The sequence below is a fragment of the Paraburkholderia unamae genome (assembly GCF_003268775.1).
In the GTDB taxonomy this organism is placed as follows: domain Bacteria; phylum Pseudomonadota; class Gammaproteobacteria; order Burkholderiales; family Burkholderiaceae; genus Paraburkholderia; species Paraburkholderia unamae.
This window is the reverse complement of sequence record NZ_QLSU01000003.1, coordinates 155,458-172,981: the sequence shown is the minus strand read 5'-3', so window position 1 is coordinate 172,981 and position 17,524 is coordinate 155,458. Positions and strand designations below refer to the sequence as shown.

Below are 17,524 nucleotides of genomic sequence, written 5' to 3'. Positions count from 1 at the left end.
CGATGGCGTTCGACAAGATCCTCATTGCCAATCGCGGCGAAATCGCCTGCCGCGTGATCCGCACGCTCAAACGCCTGGGCATCGCCTCGGTCGCCGTGTATTCGGAGGCGGACCGCCACGCCATGCACGTCACGCTCGCGGACGAAGCCGTCTGCATCGGCCCCGCGCCCGTCGCGCAAAGCTACCTCAATGCCGAAGCGATACTCGCGGCGGCGCGCAGCACGGGCGCACAGGCAGTGCATCCGGGCTACGGTTTTCTTTCGGAGAACGCAGCGTTTGCGGGGGCGTGCGAGCGCGCGGGCATTGTGTTCATCGGCCCGCGCCCCGAGCAGATGACGGATTTCGGCCTCAAGCACACGGCGCGCGAGATCGCGCGCGCCAACGACGTGGCGCTGTTGCCCGGCACGGGCCTGCTGCCCGATGTCGCGAGCGCGCTCGAAGCCGCCGCCACGCTGGGCTACCCCGTGATGCTCAAGAGCACGGCGGGTGGCGGCGGCATCGGCATGTCGCTGTGCCGCGACGCCGCGCAACTGGAAGCCGCGTTTGCCTCGGTCGCGCGCCTGGGCGAAACCAACTTCGCGAACGCGGGCGTGTACCTGGAAAAGTTCGTCGAGCATGCGCGCCATATCGAGGTGCAGGTGTTCGGCGACGGCCGGGGCGAGGTGATCTCGCTGGGCGAGCGCGACTGCTCGGTGCAGCGGCGCAACCAGAAAGTGATCGAGGAAACACCCGCGCCGGGCCTGAGTGACGACGAGCGCCGTGCGCTGCATGCCACCGCCGTGCGGCTCGCGAAGGCGGTGAGCTACGCGAGCGCGGGCACCGTGGAATTCGTGTTCGACACGCAAACGCGCGCGTTCTACTTCCTGGAGGTGAACACGCGCCTCCAGGTGGAGCATGGCGTGACGGAGGAGGTGTACGGCGTCGATCTCGTCGAGTGGATGATTCGCCAGGCCGAAGGCACGCTCGCGCCGCTCGATACGCTCGCGCCGACGAACACGCTTGCGCCGCGCGCCGCGAGCATCCAGGTGCGTGTGTATGCCGAAGATCCGAACCGCCAGTTCCAGCCAAGCTCGGGCCTGCTCACGCATGTCGAGTTTCCCGCCGACGCGCGCGTGGACACCTGGATCGACGCGGGCACCGAAGTCAGCGCGTTCTACGACCCGCTGCTCGCCAAGGTGATCGCCACGGGCGCCACGCGCGAAGCCGCGCTCGCGAAGCTCGGATCGGCGCTCGCGCGCACGCAGCTTTACGGCATCGAAACGAACCTCGACTACCTGCGCGCGATCGTTGGCTGCGCAACGTTCGTGGCGGGCGAGCAGACCACGGGCTTTCTCGGCCGCTTCCTGTTCGCGCCGCACACCATCGACGTGCTCGATGGCGGCGTGCAGACCACCGTGCAGCAGACGCCGGGGCGTCTGGGCTATTGGGACGTGGGCGTGCCGCCGTCGGGCCCGATGGACGACCGCTCGTTCAACCTCGCGAACGCATTGCTCGGCAACGCGCCCGACGCGGCCGGGCTCGAATTCACGATGGTCGGCGCCACACTGCGCTTCAACACGGAAACGCTGTTCGTGCTGGGCGGCGCGCCGCTGGCCGCGACGCTCGATGGCGCGCCGGTGCCGTACTGGGAAGTGGTGCGCGCGGGCGCGGGCATGGTGCTCAAGCTCGGCGGCGTGACGGGTGCAGGCGTGCGCGCGTGTCTCGCGGTGCTGGGCGGCTTGCAGGTGCCCGACTATCTGGGCAGCAAGGCGACCTTTACGCTGGGCCAGTTCGGCGGCCATGCGGGCCGCGCGCTGCGCAAGGGCGACGTGCTGCATCTCGCGCCCGGCGCGGGCAAGGGCGAGGCGGGCGCGAAGCTCGCGCAGGAGCGCGTGCCTGCGCTCACGCACGAGTGGGCACTGGCGGTGCTGGACGGCCCGCACGGCGCGCCCGATTTCCTCACGCGTGAAGACATCGCCATGCTTTACGAGGCGCGTTGGACCGTGCACTACAACTCCAGCCGCACGGGCGTGCGCCTGATCGGCCCGAAGCCGCAGTGGGCGCGCACGGACGGCGGCGAAGCGGGCCTGCATCCGTCGAACATTCACGACAACGCTTACGCCATCGGCGCGGTGGACTTCACCGGCGACATGCCCGTGATTCTCGGCCCGGACGGCCCGAGCCTGGGCGGCTTCGTGTGCCCGGTCACGGTGGTTGGCGAGGAACTGTGGAAGCTCGGGCAACTGCGGCCCGGCGATACGGTGCGCTTTGTGCCGAAGTTGCCCGCCGCTGCGAGTGAAAACGCGCACGAGTGCGTGCTTTACCGCGACGACGCGGCCGACGTGAGCGTGGTTTGCCGCCGCTCTGGCGATCGCAATCTGCTGATCGAATATGGCCCGTCCGTGCTCGACCTGAAGCTGCGCTTTCGCGTGCATGCGCTGATGAACCGGCTCCTTGAGCATCGCCTGCCGGGCATCGTCGACCTCACGCCGGGCATCCGTTCGCTCCAGGTGCATTTCGATCCGGCCGTGCTCACGCTCGATCGCCTGATCGCTCATCTTCAGGATGCCGAAGCGGTGTTGCCCGCCGTCGACGCCATGCGCGTGCCCAACCGCATCGTGCATTTGCCGCTCTCGTGGGACGATCCGTCCACGCGCGTGGCCATCGAGCGCTATATGCAGTCGGTGCGCCCCGACGCGCCGTGGTGCCCGAGCAATATCGAGTTCATCCGCCGCATCAACGGGCTAGAAAGCATCGACGACGTGAAGCGCATCGTGTTCGACGCGCGCTATCTCGTGCTCGGTCTCGGCGACGTGTATCTGGGCGCGCCTGTCGCGACGCCCGTCGACCCGCGCCATCGCCTCGTCACCACCAAGTACAACCCGGCGCGCACCTGGACGCCGGAGAACGCCGTGGGCATCGGCGGCGCGTACCTGTGCGTGTACGGCATGGAAGGCCCCGGCGGCTATCAGTTCGTGGGCCGCACCGTGCAGATGTGGAACCGCTATCGCACGACGGCCGAGTTCACGCCGGGCAAGCCGTGGCTGCTGCGCTTTTTCGACGAGATCCGTTTTTACGAAGTGAGCGAGGCCGAACTCGCAGAATGGCGCAGCGAGTTCCTGGCGGGGCGGCGCAGCCTGCGCATCGAGGAATCCGTGTTCGATCTCGGCGCCTACGAGCGCTTCCTGCGTGACGAGGCCGCCTCCATCGCAGCGTTCAAGACCACGCAGCAGGCTTCGTTCGAAGCGGAGCGCGAACGCTGGCGCGAGGCGGGGCAGGCGGAGTACGTGGCCGAAGGCGCGGCGGACGATGCCGCGAGCGCCGCGCGCGCCGCCGAGGCGCTGGACGAAGATTGCCGCGCGATTGGCGCCGATGTCTCGGGCAGCGTGTGGAAACTGCTCGTCGCTGAAGGCGAACGTGTGGAGGAAGGCCAGGACGTCGCGATTCTGGAGTCGATGAAGATGGAAGTGACGGTAAGCGCGGGCGCGAGCGGCGTGATCGAGACGCTCGATTGCGCGGCGGGCGACGCCGTAACGGCAGGGCAGCGTTTGATGGTGATTCGTGTGGCATCCGAAGCATCGGCGCACGCGATGCAAGCAACCGCCGTGAGCGGCGAGGAGGCCGCATGTCAATGAATCCGCACAACGACGATCTGCCGGTGACGATCGAGGCGCTACGCGCGCGCTACCTCGACGGCAGCCTCACGCCCGCGCAACTGGTCGAGCGCATTGCCGCGCGCACCGGCGGCGACGATCCGCATCGCGTATGGATTCGCGCCCTGACGCGCGACGAGATGATGCGTTACGCCAATGCGCTGGCGGACCGCGATCCGGCCACGCTGCCGCTCTATGGCGTGCCCTTCGCGATCAAGGACAACATCGACCTCGCGGGCGTGCCGACCACGGCGGCTTGCCCCGCCTATGCGTATACGCCGCAGCGCAGCGCGCCCGTGGTCGAGCGCTTGATCGCGGCGGGCGCGATTCCCGTTGGCAAGACCAATCTCGACCAGTTCGCCACGGGACTCTCGGGCCAGCGCTCGCCGTATGGCGCGTGCCGCAACGCGCTCGACCCGGCGTATGCCTCGGGCGGTTCGAGTTCGGGCTCGGCGGTGGCGGTGGCGCTTGGCCTTGCCGCGTTCTCGCTCGGCACCGACACGGCGGGCTCGGGCCGCGTGCCCGCCGCTTTCCACGGACTCGTGGGGCTCAAGCCGACCAAGGGCGTGCTGAGCACGCTGGGCGTCGTGCCCGCGTGCCGCTCGCTCGATTGCGTCTCGATCTTCGCGCAGACGGCCGACGACGCGCAGCGCGTGTTCGAGAGCGCGCGTGGCGTGGCGCAGGACGACCCTTACGCGCGCGCCTGGCAGCCCACGGGTCGCGCTCGCGCCTCGCTCGCCGGTGTGCGCCTCGGTGTGCCGCGTGCGACCCAGCTCGAATTTTACGGTGATGATTCGTATACCGAATCATTCTCCGAAGCGCTGGAGAAACTGCGTGAAACAGGCGCCGAACTCGTGGAAATTGATTTCGAGCCGTTTCTCGCCACGGCGCGGCTGCTCTACGAAGGACCGTTCGTCGCCGAGCGGCTTGCCGCGATCCGCGCGTTCTTCGAAGCGCAGCCCGAGGCGCTGCATCCGGTCACGCGCGAGATCGTGGGCGGCGCGGCGCGCTGGAGCGCGGCCGATGCGTTCGCGGCGCTCGACCGCCTGGCTGCGCTGCGCATGGAAAGCGAACGCGTGTGGCCGCATATCGACGCGATCGTCACGCCCACGTCGCCCACCACGTCCACGGTGGCGGAACTGGAGGCGGACCCGATCGGCGTGAATGCGCGCTTTGGCTACTACACCAACTTCGTGAATCTCCTCGACCTGAGCGCGCTTGCCGTGCCGGCGGGCCGGTGCGCAACGGGAACCCATGCGGGCAAACCTTTTGGCATTACGTTCGTTGCGCGTGCACACGACGACGCGTATCTGCTCGATCTGGCCCGCGCATGGCTTGGCGAAACGCAAGCGCCTGCGCGCGACGCTGCACCATCAACCGTGCGCGTGGCCGTGGTCGGCGCGCACTTGAGCGGCGAACCGCTCAACGTGCAATTGACCGAACGCGGCGCGCACCTCGTCGAAACCACGACGACCGCGAACGCCTATCGCCTTTACGCACTAACGCAAGCGCAACCCCAGGCGCCCGCCAAGCCCGGCCTCGTGCGCGTGAACGAAGGCGGCTCGGCAATCGAAGTCGAAGTCTGGGAGATGCCGACTGCCGCGTTCGGCTCGTTCGTCGCGGGTATTCCGGCGCCGCTTGGCATCGGCACGCTCGAACTCGCGAGCGGGGCCACGGCGCTCGGCTTTCTCTGTGAGAACGCCGCGCTCGTCAACGCCCGCGACATCAGCGCCTTCGGCGGCTGGCGCGCCTATCGTGCCGCGGGTGCCGCGGGTGCCGCTGTTGCCGAGCGCGCGGAAGCATGAAACCCCACGCCATCACATCAAGCAAACCGTTGCACCTTTACTCCTGGAGATCCGCCATGAAGACGACGCCCCTTTCGTTCGCAAGCGAGGCCAATGCCCCCACGCCGCTGCGCCGCTGGGCGCTGCGCGCCGCCAGCGCGCTTGCGCTCGCCACCGGCCTGTTCGCGGCAGGCGTGCAGGCCGCGAGCGCCGCGCCGCTGCGCATCGGCTATAGCGACTGGCCGGGCTGGGTCGCGTGGCAGGTCGCGATCGACAAGGGCTGGTTCAAGGAAGCGGGCCTCGACGTGAAGTTCGACTGGTTCGACTACGCGGCCTCGATGGACGCCTTCGCGGCCAACAAGCTCGACGCCGTGCTCGTGACCAACGGCGACGCGCTGACCATGGGCGCGAACGGCGCGAAGAACGTGATGGCGCTCATCACCGACTATTCGAACGGCAACGACATGGTCATCGCCAAGCCGCCCGCGCGCAAGATCCAGGACCTCAAGGGCAAGAAGATCGGCGTGGAGTTCGGCGTGGTCGATCACCTGCTGCTGCTCGACGCGCTCCAGCGCGCGGGCATGAAGGAGAGCGACGTCACGCTCGTGAACGCCAAGACCAACGAAACGCCGCAGGTGCTCGCCTCATCCGACGTGGCCGCCATCGCCGCGTGGCAGCCCAACGCGGGCGAAGCGCAGCGCGCCGTGCCGGGTGCGCGCCCCGTGTTCACCTCCGCTGACGAGCCGGGCCTGATTTACGACGTGCTCGCCGTGAACCCCGTGAGCCTCGCCGCGCACAAGGCCGACTACGAAAAGCTCGCGAAAGTCTGGTATCGCGTGGTGAAGTACATCGACGACCCGGCCACGCAACCCGACGCCGTGAAGATCATGGCCGCGCGCGTGGGTCTCACGCCCGCGCAGTATCTGCCGCTCCTCAAGGGCACGAAACTGCTCACGCTGCCCGAGGCGCAACAGGCCTACGTGAAGGCTGACGGCTTTCGCTCGCTCTACGGTTCGAGCCGCGCCGCCGACGCGTTCAACGTGAAGTACCAGGTCTACAAGAGCGCGCAGGACGTGGGCGCGTACGTGGACCCGTCGCTTACCGGCGCGCTGAAGTAAGCGGCCTTTCCCGACCGTCGATGCGTTGATACGTCGATACGTCGTCATCCAGCAGGAGAACATCATGGCCGAAATCAGCCAGACCGGATGGTTCGCGGTGCGCCGCGAACTCTCGCCGCGCGGCAAGTGGATGTTGGGCCTCGGCTCGTTTTTGTTGCCGGTGCTCGTGTGGTGCGTGGTGAGCTACGTGCCTTTCGTGTGGCATCCGCAGGTGTTGATCACGCAGCCGGGCAGCGTGGACTATTTCCAGTCCGGCATGCGTGTGGACAAGGCCGTGTTCGCCGACGAACTCGCGCATGCGCGCGAGACTCACGCCGCGCTGCCGGCGGGCCAGCCCGCGAACCCGGTGTATCTGCCCGCGCCGCACGAGGTGCTGCGCGCGTTCTACACCGCGTTCGCGACGCCCCCCGCCGCGCAGGACGGCATGTGGCTGCACCAGAGCCTCTGGCACAGCGTGCAGATCATCTTCTGGGGCTTCGTCGTATCTTCGCTGATCGGCGTGCCGCTCGGCGTCGTGTGCGGCACCTATAGCGCGCTCGCGCGCTTGCAGGAGCCGTTCTTCGAGTTCTTCCGCTATTTGCCCGCCCCGGCGTTCGGCGCGCTGATGGTGGCCGTGCTCGGCATTTACGATGCGCCGAAGATCGCCATCATCGTGATCGGGACGTTGTTCCAGCAGGTGCTCATCATCGCCAACACCACGCGCAAGCTCGAATACGGCTTGCTGGAAGCGGCGATGACGCTCGGCACCTCGCGCCTGCGGCTGCTCACGCACGTGGTCGTGCCCGGCATCCTGCCCGACCTCTACCGCGATCAGCGCATCCTGCTCGGCTGGGCGTGGACTTACCTGATCGTGGCGGAACTGGTGGGCACGAGTTCGGGCATCACCTGGTACATCACGCAGCAGGCGCGCTACCAGCATTTCGACAACGTCTACGCGGCGATCATGATGATCGGCATCATCGGCCTCGGCACCGATCTCGTGCTCGCGTTCCTCGGGCGCAAGCTGTTCCCGTGGGACCGCACGCTCAAGGCGTGACGTTTTTGCCCGCGTTCGCCACATTCGCCAGCCTTCGTCCGCCTCGAAAACGCATCCGGTAAATCAAGGACCGCATCATGTTCAATCCGCAAACCGTCCCCGACTATCTCCTTCAGTCCGATGCGGTGCGCGCGCGCTTCGAACGCCTGAAAGCGCGCGAGCCCATTCTCGAAGTGCGCAACCTCACGAAGCGCTTCGTCACGCCGCAAGGCGAGCACACGGCGCTCGCCGACGTGAGCTTCACCACGCACCGGCGCGAGTTCGTGTGCGTGATCGGACCTTCGGGCTGCGGCAAGTCCACGCTCATCCGCATTCTCGCCGGGCTCGAAGCGCAAACCTCGGGCGAAGTGCGCGTGAACGCCAAGACCGTGAACGGTCCAGGCGCGGACCGCGGCATGGTGTTCCAGGGCTATACGCTTTTCCCCTGGCTCACGGTCAAGAAGAACGTGATGTTTGGACTGCGAATGAATGGGCAGGGCAGCGCGCAGGCCGAGCGCGAGGCGCTGCAATGGCTCGATCTCGTGGGTCTGGAGAAGTTCGCGAACGCGTACCCGCACCAGCTTTCCGGCGGCATGAAGCAGCGCGTGGCGATTGCGCGCGCACTCGCCAACCGGCCGGGCATCCTGCTCATGGACGAGCCGTTCGGCGCGCTCGACGCGCAAACACGCGCGAAGATGCAGGCGCATCTGCTCGACATCTGGCGCAACGTCGACATCACGATCTTTTTCATCACGCACGATCTGGACGAAGCCATCTATCTCGCCGATCGCATTCTCGTGCTCAAGCCGCATCCCGGCGCGGTGCAGGAGCTGATCGAGGTGCCGGTGCCGCGCCCGCGCAGCTACGCGCAGTTCAACTCGCCCGAGTTCCTCGCCACGCGCGCGCGGCTCGACGCGCTCATTCATCCGCCTGCGCAGGAGGAGCCCGAGGACGAAGCGCGCGTGCGCCCGCACATGATCCGCCTGACCGACGTGAACGACACGGTGGAGTGAGCGGGCCGGGCGCGGATTTATCCCTCTGGGTGAGCGCTCCGACTCCCCCCGATACATAACCTTGTGTTATATGTTGCGGGATCAACGAGAGGGGAGCGCGCCATGCGCCTGCGCCATATCGAGGTGTTCCATGCGATCCGGCAGACCGGCTCGATCAGCCAGGCGGCGAAGCTGCTGGGCGTCACTCAGCCCGCCGCGAGCAAGGTGCTGCAACACGCCGAGCGCACACTGGGCTTCAAGCTGTTCGAGCGCGTGAAGGGCCGCTTGCATCCCACCGTGGAGGCCGACATTCTCTATGTCGAGGTGGATCGGCTGCACCAGGGGCTCGACCAGCTCAAGGCGCTCGCGGTGAACCTGCGGCGTTATCCCGAAGGGCGGCTGCACGTGGGCTGCCTGCCCAGCATGGGCCTCTCGATCCTGCCGCGCGTGATTCGCGCGTTTCGCGGGCGCTACCCGTCGGTCACCTGCGAGGTCGAGACCAATCACCTCGACGCGCTCGTTTCCGGCCTGCGCAGCCGTCAGCTCGATCTCGCGGTGATCTACGGCGAGGAGACGTTCCCCGATCTGCGCTCGCAGGCGCTCGGCGAATGCGAGCTCGTGTACCTCGGGCCGCAGGCGGGCGGCGACTTCGCGCTGGAGGCGCTCGACGGCGAGGACCTGATCGGCATCGTGGCCAACGACAGCATCGGCCGCATCATCGCGGGGCGCTTTACGCAGCTCGGTGTGAAGCCGAAGCCGCAGATCGAGGTGCAAACCTATTACGTGGCGTGCGCGATGGCGGCCGAAGGGTGCGGGGCGACCATCGTCGACGAGATCACGGCGCGCAGCATGCAGCGCGAGGGCCTGCATATTCGCCCGGTGCGGCCCGCCATCACCACGCCGCTCGCCGTGCTCACGCACGAGCGCAACGTGATACGCGGGTTTTACGACGGCTTTACCGCGCTGCTTCAGCAGGTCGTGCTGGAGATTCAGGGCGCGGGCGCGCCGGCGCGAGGAAGGGGAAAAGACGGCCAGCGTTGCGGGCCGCCTTGAGCCTGGATGCGCCGAGGCTCAAAGCCCGGCGAACCCGGCGAACCCGGAGCCCGGCTCAGGCTGCCGCGGTGACGTCGATGCGCAGCGCCGCGCCGCCCGAAGCGACTTCGAGCAGGCGGTCGACGTTCGGGTGCGCGCCGGGGCGGTTGTGCGCGTCGGCGGTGTGTTCGGCGAAAACGGCGAGGCCGTGCTCGGCGGCGTTGGCGTCGAGCGTGCCGAACGCTTCGCGCAGATAGTGGTAGACCGCGAGCGAGCCTTGCTTGCCGGGCTTGTTCTCGATGCTCGCCACGACGCTGCCCTGAGCGTCCACGAGATCGATGCGCTCGATGCCGTCGATGCCCGGCAGCAGTGCGAGATTGTCCTTGAAGACGGCGCCCGGTTGAATTGCCTGAATCACTGAAAACACTCCGTTGGTTCGATAGCTGGAGCCGTATCTTAGCTGATGCCTAGTCGATTCGACCAGGCGGGGCGGTCTCTAGCTAAATTCTATTGAATGAAGGGACGGATCTTATGGGGTAGAGGGGGAGAGCCACCCGATGGTGACGGCGTGAGGGGCGCATGTTACAGAGCAATCGAAAAAGCCGCGCATCAATGTTGAAGTGCCGCCGCCGAAGCGGTGCGGTGCTCATCGGGTACAGTTTGTTTACCAGATTCGCTTTTTCAACGTATAGGCGTACAGGCCGTATTGCGTATTTGTGGCAGCATCGAAATAGACGCCCTGCGTAATTCCGTCGTCGGTCTCATTCCATGATTTGCCGTAGTCTTTGCTTGCCAGGGTAATGTCGCGGGGCGCACCGTCACCGCTGGCGTCCGTCGCATACACAAGCAGCACGCCACGTTTGCCAACGCTTAGACCGTCCAGCGTCAGGCGCACCTCAAAGGTGTGGAGTTGCTTGACCGTCTGGTTGGCGCGATTTCCCCATGTCGATAGCGCACCACTTCGGCGCCCGTTGTCACCCAGGTCGTTCCAGTCTCGCGGCGGCCCAAGCCGGGATAGCGAAAAAACCGAATAGCCATAATCGGGGGGCACCGGCTCGGACTGGAGCGAAACGACTACCTGAGCAGGAAGTTTCACGTCGGTCTCGAACGCGTCGCTATCCCATTTCAGCTGGTCCACGATGCTCTCCGCCGGCGTGTCCTCCATCTGGGGCAGGTAATACGCGACACGAAGTACGCCGTCCGGACCAAGATCGACAGCGTCAAAGGTTTTTCGTGGCGCTTCGTGATCCGTTGCGAGAAGGGGCACCTCGATTGCTTTCCACGTGCGCCCGCCGTCCGCGGTACGCCACACATGTGGCCCCCAGCCAACTGCATAGCCGCGGTCAGGGTCAAGGAACAATAGCTGGCCGATATTGCGGTTCTCCGGCCAGTCAAGCTGTGTCCAGTTCTTGCCACCGTCGCGTGAGCGCCAGAGTTTCGTGATATGTGGCGCTAGCCCCTTCTGATGTTCGGCCTGCTTGTAGTCCATCCAGTCCGTGCTGACGTACTGCGTGCTCCAGTCCTTCGAGTACCACCAGGCCGCGTCCTGTCCCGGCTGCTGGAAATAGCGCGTCAAGCCGCCGTCAATCGTTCCGCGGAAAAAATTAACGGTGTTGCGGTTTAGTAATACTCACAATGTCCGATGATCGAATCCGCAGCGGTCGGCACATGGACATCACAGGCGGTACGCTCTACGCGCGCACGCTTCGTGTATGACTTCAGCGTCATATACGACTCCGCGTATCCCGCATCCTGGTCTTCGTCTGCCATTTCTAGTTGCCCTTCAACTTGATTGAAACACCTTGCGGAACATGGCTCTGCGCCAGCGAAGTCTCGCCGTACTCATTCGTTATGCCCTCCGCAATCAGCTTGCCCTCCGAATACATCTGATAGCGGGTATTGGCCACCGGAATTTCTGACCCCGCCCAATGAACCACAAATGCCTCATCGAAATTCCCCTCTGATTCGGGCAGAGATGGAACGGCAGCCGACAGAGTCTGTGCTCCCTGCCTCTGCACGGTGATGGTCTTGAGGAACAAGTCACCCGGGCCGCCCAGCGTAAGGCTGCCGTCCTTGATCTGGACGAACGCGCCGCCGCACTCGAGAATGACTTCTTTCGCAGCGGACAAATTGACTTTGCCATTGACGCTGCCAGCGTTCACGTCCTTGTCCGCAGTGAACGACATGGGGCCGCCCTGCGCCTGGAGTTCGACTGGGCCTTTGGCCGCGAAAATCTTGATGCCAAATTTCTGCGCAAACAGTGACAGCTTTTCACCCGCCGCGACCGTGAAACGCTTGAGCACGCTCCAGTCCGCGTTCTTCCCGGCCACTCCTGAGATGTCGCCCTGCACCGCGAACTGCATACCCTGGCCCGCAACCAGCGCAGCCGAGGCCGGTGTGCTCATCAACAGTCCCGGCTTCTTCAAGCCGTCCAGATCGTCCTTGATCTGACGCTGCGCGTCGGTGTCGGCAGGTTCGGCCTTCGCGCTGCTGGCGGATGTCGCCAGCGCCTTCGCGGTCGCCAGCGCGCTTTCGAGCTGCGCGATGGTTTCCTGCATGTCCAGTTGCTTGCCGGTGGCACCAGGGCGGTCGTAGGCCGTCAACATCAGCCCGTTGCCCGCACGATTGACCCCGTAACCCGATGTTCTCGTCTCGAAACCTTCGCCCCGGTATTCGAGTTTGTTGTTGACCAGGTAGCCGAGATTCAGTTGTGACTTGCCCGAGTGTTCCGTGCTAAGTTTGATGCTCTCCTGGCCCGCCCAGTCCTCCATGCGCAGCTTGTTGTTCTTCTGCGTGCGGATCGTGTTGCGCGAGAGCCAGCGCCGGTCGCTCGTGATGAGGTCCCGCGCCTGCGAATGATGATGAAACGCAATAATTTCCGGTTTATCAGGGTCGCCATCTCGAAATGAAATGACCGCTTCGTCATTGTCCAGGGCGACAAAGTGAAAGCCCGTTTGCCGCTTGCTCGCGAAGGGTTTAGCGAGGCGCAGTGGTACGCTCTCGCCACCTTTGGGCCACGTTGCGAAGTCCACATCGAAACGGACAACGTAATAGCCGGAGGCATTCAGGTAGGCATAGGTGTACTTGTCCGGACTGCAAATTCGTGCGCTCAGCGTGCCGCTGATTTTTGCCCAGGTTTCCGGCTTCAGTTCCAGACGGAAACGACGGTCGGCAGGAATGGCCCTGAAGGTGTTCGAATACGCAGCGTCACGCGCGCCGCTGTGGGTGGTCTCGATGATGACCATGCCTTTGGGCGCATCGGGCAGCACGATATCCGTTTCGAGCACGGTGGCGCATTGCAGGGCAAGCACGTTGGCCGCGCCTTCGTACACAACCTGGCCGGCGATGGCCGCTTCGTGCCTGAGTTGCGCTTCCCACTGCGCCCCGTCCGCGTCGAGGTGGTTCGTGCCGTAGATATACGGCTGGCCGTAGGTGGTCGGGTCCCCGGGCGCGACGGAAGCCGAGGCGCGAAAACGCTCCCACGCGGATTCAGGGTTGTACTCGGCCACCATGAACGACTGCGGCACTGTGACGGTATGGGTCTTGATCGCCGTGACGGCTTCCACGCCACCCGCTTCGAGTCCCGCCGCCTCGCGGTACTGCACGACGCGTTGCGGTTCGTCGTAGAGATAATGGTCGATGTCATCGGCGAAAACGACCTGATCGCCGTATTCTGTCTCCGCGATAAAACACCAGATGCCCGCCTTCTGACAGAGCATCTGGACATAGGCCATATCCGTCATGTGGTGCTGCATGCGGAACAGGTGTTTGGGGTACTGGCGGCGCAACCGGAAGCGGAACTGATGGTCTCTCAGCCCGTGGCGGCGCAGGATGGCTGCGAGAATGTCCGGCGTGCTCTGGTGCTGGTAGTTGCCGGTGTTCATGACGGCTTCGAGCCGTCCGAAATGCGACTTGAGGACAACCTCGTACCTTGTGAAATCCTTCGTCGTTTGAAGCGTTGAGAAGCGCTCGATAAAGCCGGAGATGCGCCGCATGGTCCCGTCATCGGCCTTGATGCTGAAGACCGCGTCACGGCTCAGGAAGTCGGCGCGCAATAACTGCTGCGGGTGGGTCAGTTCGATATGGACGATGTTGGGTTCGCCCATTTTTTCGGTGGCCTTGAACGACACGACCGAGAGCGCCGCGGTTGCTTCTGTTCCGGGCACGTCGAGATGAAAGGCTTGCCTGCCGCGGACCGCGTTGATCGGATCGAGTTCTGCCATACATGAGTCCCCTGTATTGGGTGGAGTCTCATGCTGACTGGATCGATGCGGGCTCAACAATCAGACACGTCTGAAACCGCTGTGGCGGAGGGGGCCTGATTTTTTGATTGCTTGATAGCTGGTCAAGCAGGCCTGATGGCCTGCCCGAGAAGTCAGGTTGCGGCTCGCATTGTCAGCTTGCGTTCGCCCTCTGCAACACGCCTTCGATCGCAGCCGCCACGCTCAGCATATGTGCGTCCGTATCAGCGAGTCCCGCCACGCTCAGGCCCACGGGCGCCGCGCCGCGCGGCGCGCACGGCAGCGACACCGCGCAGCCGTCAAGGAAGTTCACCACAGAAGGGTTGCGCAGCACGAGCGCGTTGGTTGCCGCGAAGTGCGCCGGGTCGGCTTCGAGCGCCGCGATGGCGGGCGGCGCGATCGGCACGGTCGGCATGAGGAAGGCGTCGAAGCCGTCCAGCGCCGCGCGCGCGTCTTCGATCGCCACAGCGCGCGCCGCGAGCAGGTCGATATAGTCGGCGGCGTTCGCCGTTTCGCCCACGCGAATGCGCGCGAGCACGCGTGGGTCGTAGCGCGACGCCAGCGCGTCGAGACGGCCGCGATGCGTGGCGTAGGCTTCGATCGGTGAGAAGCCGAAGCGGTTGATCGCGGGCAGCCGCTCCAGCAACGGCAGGCGCAGCGGCGTGAGCTGCACGCCCGCACGCGAGAGGCGCGCGAGCGCGTCGTCCCACGCGCGCGCCACATGCGCGTCCATGCCTTCGGTCACGTAGTTCGAGAGCACCGCGAGGCGCAGGCCTTTCGGCGCGGCCGGGCGCACGCGTGCGGTGTCGCCGTCCACGGGCAGGCCCGCGAGCACGCGGTCGACGAGTGCGCAGCACGCCACGGTGGGCGCGATCGCGCCCGTGGAGTCGAGCGTGGTGGAGAGCGGGAACATGCCGCGCGTGGGCACGCGGTGCGCCGTGGGCTTGAAGCCGGTGAGGCCGCAGAACGCGGCGGGAATGCGCAGCGACCCGCCCGTGTCGCTGCCGAGGCCCGCCGCCGCCATGCCGCCCGCCACGGAAGCCGCCGCGCCCGACGAGGAGCCGCCCGCCACGCAGGCCTCGCCCGTCGCGGCGTCGCGCCACGGCGAGCGCGGCGTGCCGCGCCACGGGTTGAGGCCGAGGCCCGAGAACGCGAATTCGCTCATGTTGGTGCGCCCGAGCGGCACGGCCCCGGCGCGCCGCACGCGCGCCACGGCGGGCGCATCGGCGGCGGCGGGCGGCGCGTCGTCCAGCACGCGCGAGCCCGCGCGGGTGCGCTCGCCCGCCACGTCGAACAGGTCCTTGATCGAGAGCGGCAGGCCCGCGAGCGGCGAAAGCGTCACGCCCGCGCCGCGCAGCGCGTCCTGGGCGTCGGCCTCGCGCCGCGCGCGTTCGGCGTCGACGCAGATGAATGCGTGGCCGCCGTTGCCGCCCTCGGCGGCGATGCGCTCCAGCGCGGTTTCCACGAGCGCGCGGCTCGTCGAACGGCCCGCGTCGAGGTCGGCGACCAGTTGCAGCAGGGGCGTGGCAGGGAGAAATGACATGGGGTTCCTTGCGTGAATGCGTGGGGACGTTGGCGGCTTCAGGCGGCTTCAGGCGGCTTTATGCCACCACCGGCAGCGCGCGAATGACATAGCGTGCGCGCAGGCTGCGTTCGAGCACCGGGTCGTGCAGTTCGAGTTCGAACGCATCGCCCGATTCCATCGCGGCCATCTCGCCCTGCACGGCAAGCGTGCCGCTGTACATCGCGCTGCCCGGCGGCAGCACGCCCGCTTCGGTGTAGCGCTGCCACAGGTCGGCGGGCGGCAGCAGGCCGTCCACGGCGCCGCGCTGGTAGGCGCGCGTCGCGCCGTTCGCGCTCACGAGCGTGGCGCGCATCGTCAGGCGGTCCCAGTGGCCGGCCACGTCTTCGTAGCGCCACGCCTCGCGGCCGAGCGGCTTCGGGCACACCTGCTTCGAGACGGCCACGCTGTACGCCTCGGCCTTGCGGTCGGTGTGGTCGGAGCCGATTGTCACCAGCGTGCCGAGCGGGCTTGCGATGAGCACGCACTCGATCTCGCCGCTCGTGTGGGTGCCGAGCACGTCCACGGTGGCGTCCTGGTTCAACTGCTCCGCGCCCACGCGGTAAAAAAGCGGTGTGCTCGAAGGCGGCGCCACGCCGAGCGCGGCGAGTTCGTCGATGTGATGCTGGATCGCGTGGGCGTCGCGGCCGGCCCAGCCGGCGATTACGAGCGTGTCGATGTCGAGCGTGAGCGGCGTGGCTGCGCCGCCGGCCGGAAGGACGGTGAAGGAAAGCGTCGTCATGATGGTGGTTCGATGAAGTGGGAGCGAACCCGGCGCGCGGCCGGGTCCGGTGCGCCTGAGCAGGCGCACCGGGGAAAAGCACAGGTCAGTCTTCGAGCGGGCGATGCGCGGTTTCGCGGGCGGCGAGCAGCGCAATGCCGGTGACGATCAGCGCGCCGCTCACGTAGAGCGAAACGGCCGTCGAGGCGTGCCACGAGCGGAACAGCGCGACGATGATGAGCGGCGCGAAGCCGCCGCCCAGAATCCCGGCGAGCGTATAGGCGAGCGAGGAGCCGGCGTAGCGCACGCGGGTGGGGAACTGCTCGGTCACGAAGGCCGCCTGCGGGCCGTACATCACGGCGTGAATCACAAGGCCGATGACCACGGCGAGCACGATCAGCGCGGGCTGCGAGGTGTTCATCAGCATGAAGAAGCCGAACGCCCAGACGATGGCCGCGAGCACGCCGCCGAGGTACACGGGACGCCGCCCGAAGCGGTCGGAGAGCGCGCCGAAGAACGGCACGGCGATCGCGTTGCAGGCGGTGCCTGCGAGCACGGCGGTCAGCGCGAGCGAGCGCGAGAGGTTGAGCACCGTGGTCACGTAAGTCAGCGTGAACACGACGAGCAGCGCATAGAGCACGTCGGAGCCGATGCGCGCGCCGCCCGCCACGATGAGGCGGCGCCAGTGCAGCGAGAACACTTCGAGCACGGGCACCTTGGCCGTGGCGTGCGCTTCGCTCAACGCTTCGAACTGCGGCGTCTCGCCCACGCTGTTGCGCACCCACAGGCCGAAGCACACGAGCAGCAGGCTCGCGAGGAACGGCACGCGCCAGCCCCAGGAGAGGAAGGCGTCGGACGAAACCGAGAGCGTGATGATGGCGATGAAGCCCGTGCCGAGCAGCGTGCCGAACGAGGGCCCGACCTGCGCCCACGAGGCGTTCAGGCCGCGCTTTTTCTGGTCGCCGTGCTCGACCGCGAGCAGCACCGCGCCCGCCCATTCGCCGCCGAGCGCGATGCCCTGCACGAAGCGCAGCGCGACCAGCAGCATGGGGCTCAGGATGCCGGCCGTGGCATATGTGGGCAGCACGCCCATCAGCGCGGTGGTGATGCCCATGAGCACGAGCGTGAGCATGAGCACGGCGCGGCGGCCGAGGCGGTCGCCGAGATTGCCGAAGATAAAGCCGCCGAGCGGCCGCGAGACGTAGCCCACGGCATAGGTCGAGAATGCGAGCAGCGTGCCCGCGAGCGGATCGACCGAAGGGAAGAACAGGTGATTGAACACCAGCGCGGCGAGCGTGTTGTAGACGGTGAAGTCATACCATTCGAGCGAGGTGCCGATCATGCTGGCGCCCGCAAGACGGCCGCGTCCGGCGCGCGTGCGCCCGATCGTCGGGGCTTGGGCGAGAGAGTTCATCGGGTTCTCCATAA

Annotated in this window: 12 protein-coding genes; 6 read left to right on the top strand and 6 right to left on the bottom strand. The window is 66.4% G+C overall.

Going from position 1 to position 17,524, the window contains the following annotated elements; translation table 11 throughout:
• Nucleotides 1-2: 2 nt before the first annotated feature.
• The 6 genes from C7401_RS05960 to C7401_RS05935 all read left to right on the top strand — a co-directional run bounded on the left by C7401_RS05960 (nucleotide 3) and on the right by C7401_RS05935 (nucleotide 9,594).
• A complete protein-coding gene (locus C7401_RS05960) occupies nucleotides 3-3,614 on the top strand; it encodes a 5-oxoprolinase/urea amidolyase family protein (RefSeq protein WP_112170436.1) in 3,612 nt (1,203 codons plus the stop codon).
• Nucleotides 3,605-5,437, top strand: a complete 1,833-nt coding sequence (gene atzF, locus C7401_RS05955) for an allophanate hydrolase (protein WP_112170435.1) — start codon at nucleotides 3,605-3,607, stop codon at nucleotides 5,435-5,437. The genes C7401_RS05960 and atzF overlap by 10 nt, the downstream gene beginning before the upstream one ends.
• Before the next feature lie 56 nt (nucleotides 5,438-5,493).
• Entirely contained in the window at nucleotides 5,494-6,534 is a 1,041-nt protein-coding gene (locus C7401_RS05950) for an ABC transporter substrate-binding protein (protein ID WP_112170434.1), read from the top strand.
• Nucleotides 6,535-6,598: 64 nt separating this feature from the next.
• Nucleotides 6,599-7,570, top strand: coding sequence for an ABC transporter permease (locus C7401_RS05945; RefSeq protein WP_112170433.1), 972 nt, complete (start codon nucleotides 6,599-6,601; stop codon nucleotides 7,568-7,570).
• A gap of 77 nt (nucleotides 7,571-7,647) precedes the next feature.
• Nucleotides 7,648-8,562, top strand: coding sequence for an ABC transporter ATP-binding protein (locus C7401_RS05940; RefSeq protein ID WP_112170432.1), 915 nt, complete (start codon nucleotides 7,648-7,650; stop codon nucleotides 8,560-8,562).
• 102 nt (nucleotides 8,563-8,664) lie between these two features.
• Nucleotides 8,665-9,594 carry a LysR family transcriptional regulator gene (locus C7401_RS05935; protein WP_112170431.1) on the top strand — a complete coding sequence of 310 codons (930 nt, stop codon included), beginning with the start codon at nucleotides 8,665-8,667 and terminating at the stop codon, nucleotides 9,592-9,594.
• Between the two features lie 55 nt (nucleotides 9,595-9,649).
• On the opposite strand, the gene C7401_RS05930 is transcribed toward C7401_RS05935, so the two are convergent.
• From C7401_RS05930 to C7401_RS05905, 6 genes are all read right to left on the bottom strand, one after another.
• On the bottom strand, nucleotides 9,650-9,988 hold the full coding sequence (locus C7401_RS05930) for a DUF2322 family protein (RefSeq protein WP_258396919.1): 339 nt from the start codon (nucleotides 9,986-9,988) through the stop codon (nucleotides 9,650-9,652).
• A 249-nt stretch (nucleotides 9,989-10,237) separates the two neighbouring features.
• Nucleotides 10,238-11,149: a WD40/YVTN/BNR-like repeat-containing protein gene (locus tag C7401_RS05925; protein ID WP_112170430.1), complete on the bottom strand. Its 912-nt coding sequence runs from the start codon at nucleotides 11,147-11,149 to the stop codon at nucleotides 10,238-10,240.
• A 196-nt stretch (nucleotides 11,150-11,345) separates the two neighbouring features.
• Nucleotides 11,346-13,796 carry a type VI secretion system Vgr family protein gene (locus tag C7401_RS05920; protein WP_112170429.1) on the bottom strand — a complete coding sequence of 817 codons (2,451 nt, stop codon included), beginning with the start codon at nucleotides 13,794-13,796 and terminating at the stop codon, nucleotides 11,346-11,348.
• Between the two features lie 172 nt (nucleotides 13,797-13,968).
• Nucleotides 13,969-15,357 (bottom strand): amidase, encoded by a 1,389-nt coding sequence (locus C7401_RS05915; RefSeq protein WP_112170428.1) that lies wholly within the window; start codon nucleotides 15,355-15,357, stop codon nucleotides 13,969-13,971.
• Between the two features lie 58 nt (nucleotides 15,358-15,415).
• Nucleotides 15,416-16,117, bottom strand: coding sequence for a DUF2848 domain-containing protein (locus C7401_RS05910; RefSeq protein WP_112170427.1), 702 nt, complete (start codon nucleotides 16,115-16,117; stop codon nucleotides 15,416-15,418).
• A gap of 85 nt (nucleotides 16,118-16,202) precedes the next feature.
• Entirely contained in the window at nucleotides 16,203-17,510 is a 1,308-nt protein-coding gene (locus tag C7401_RS05905) for an MFS transporter (protein WP_112170426.1), read from the bottom strand.
• Nucleotides 17,511-17,524 lie beyond the last annotated feature (14 nt).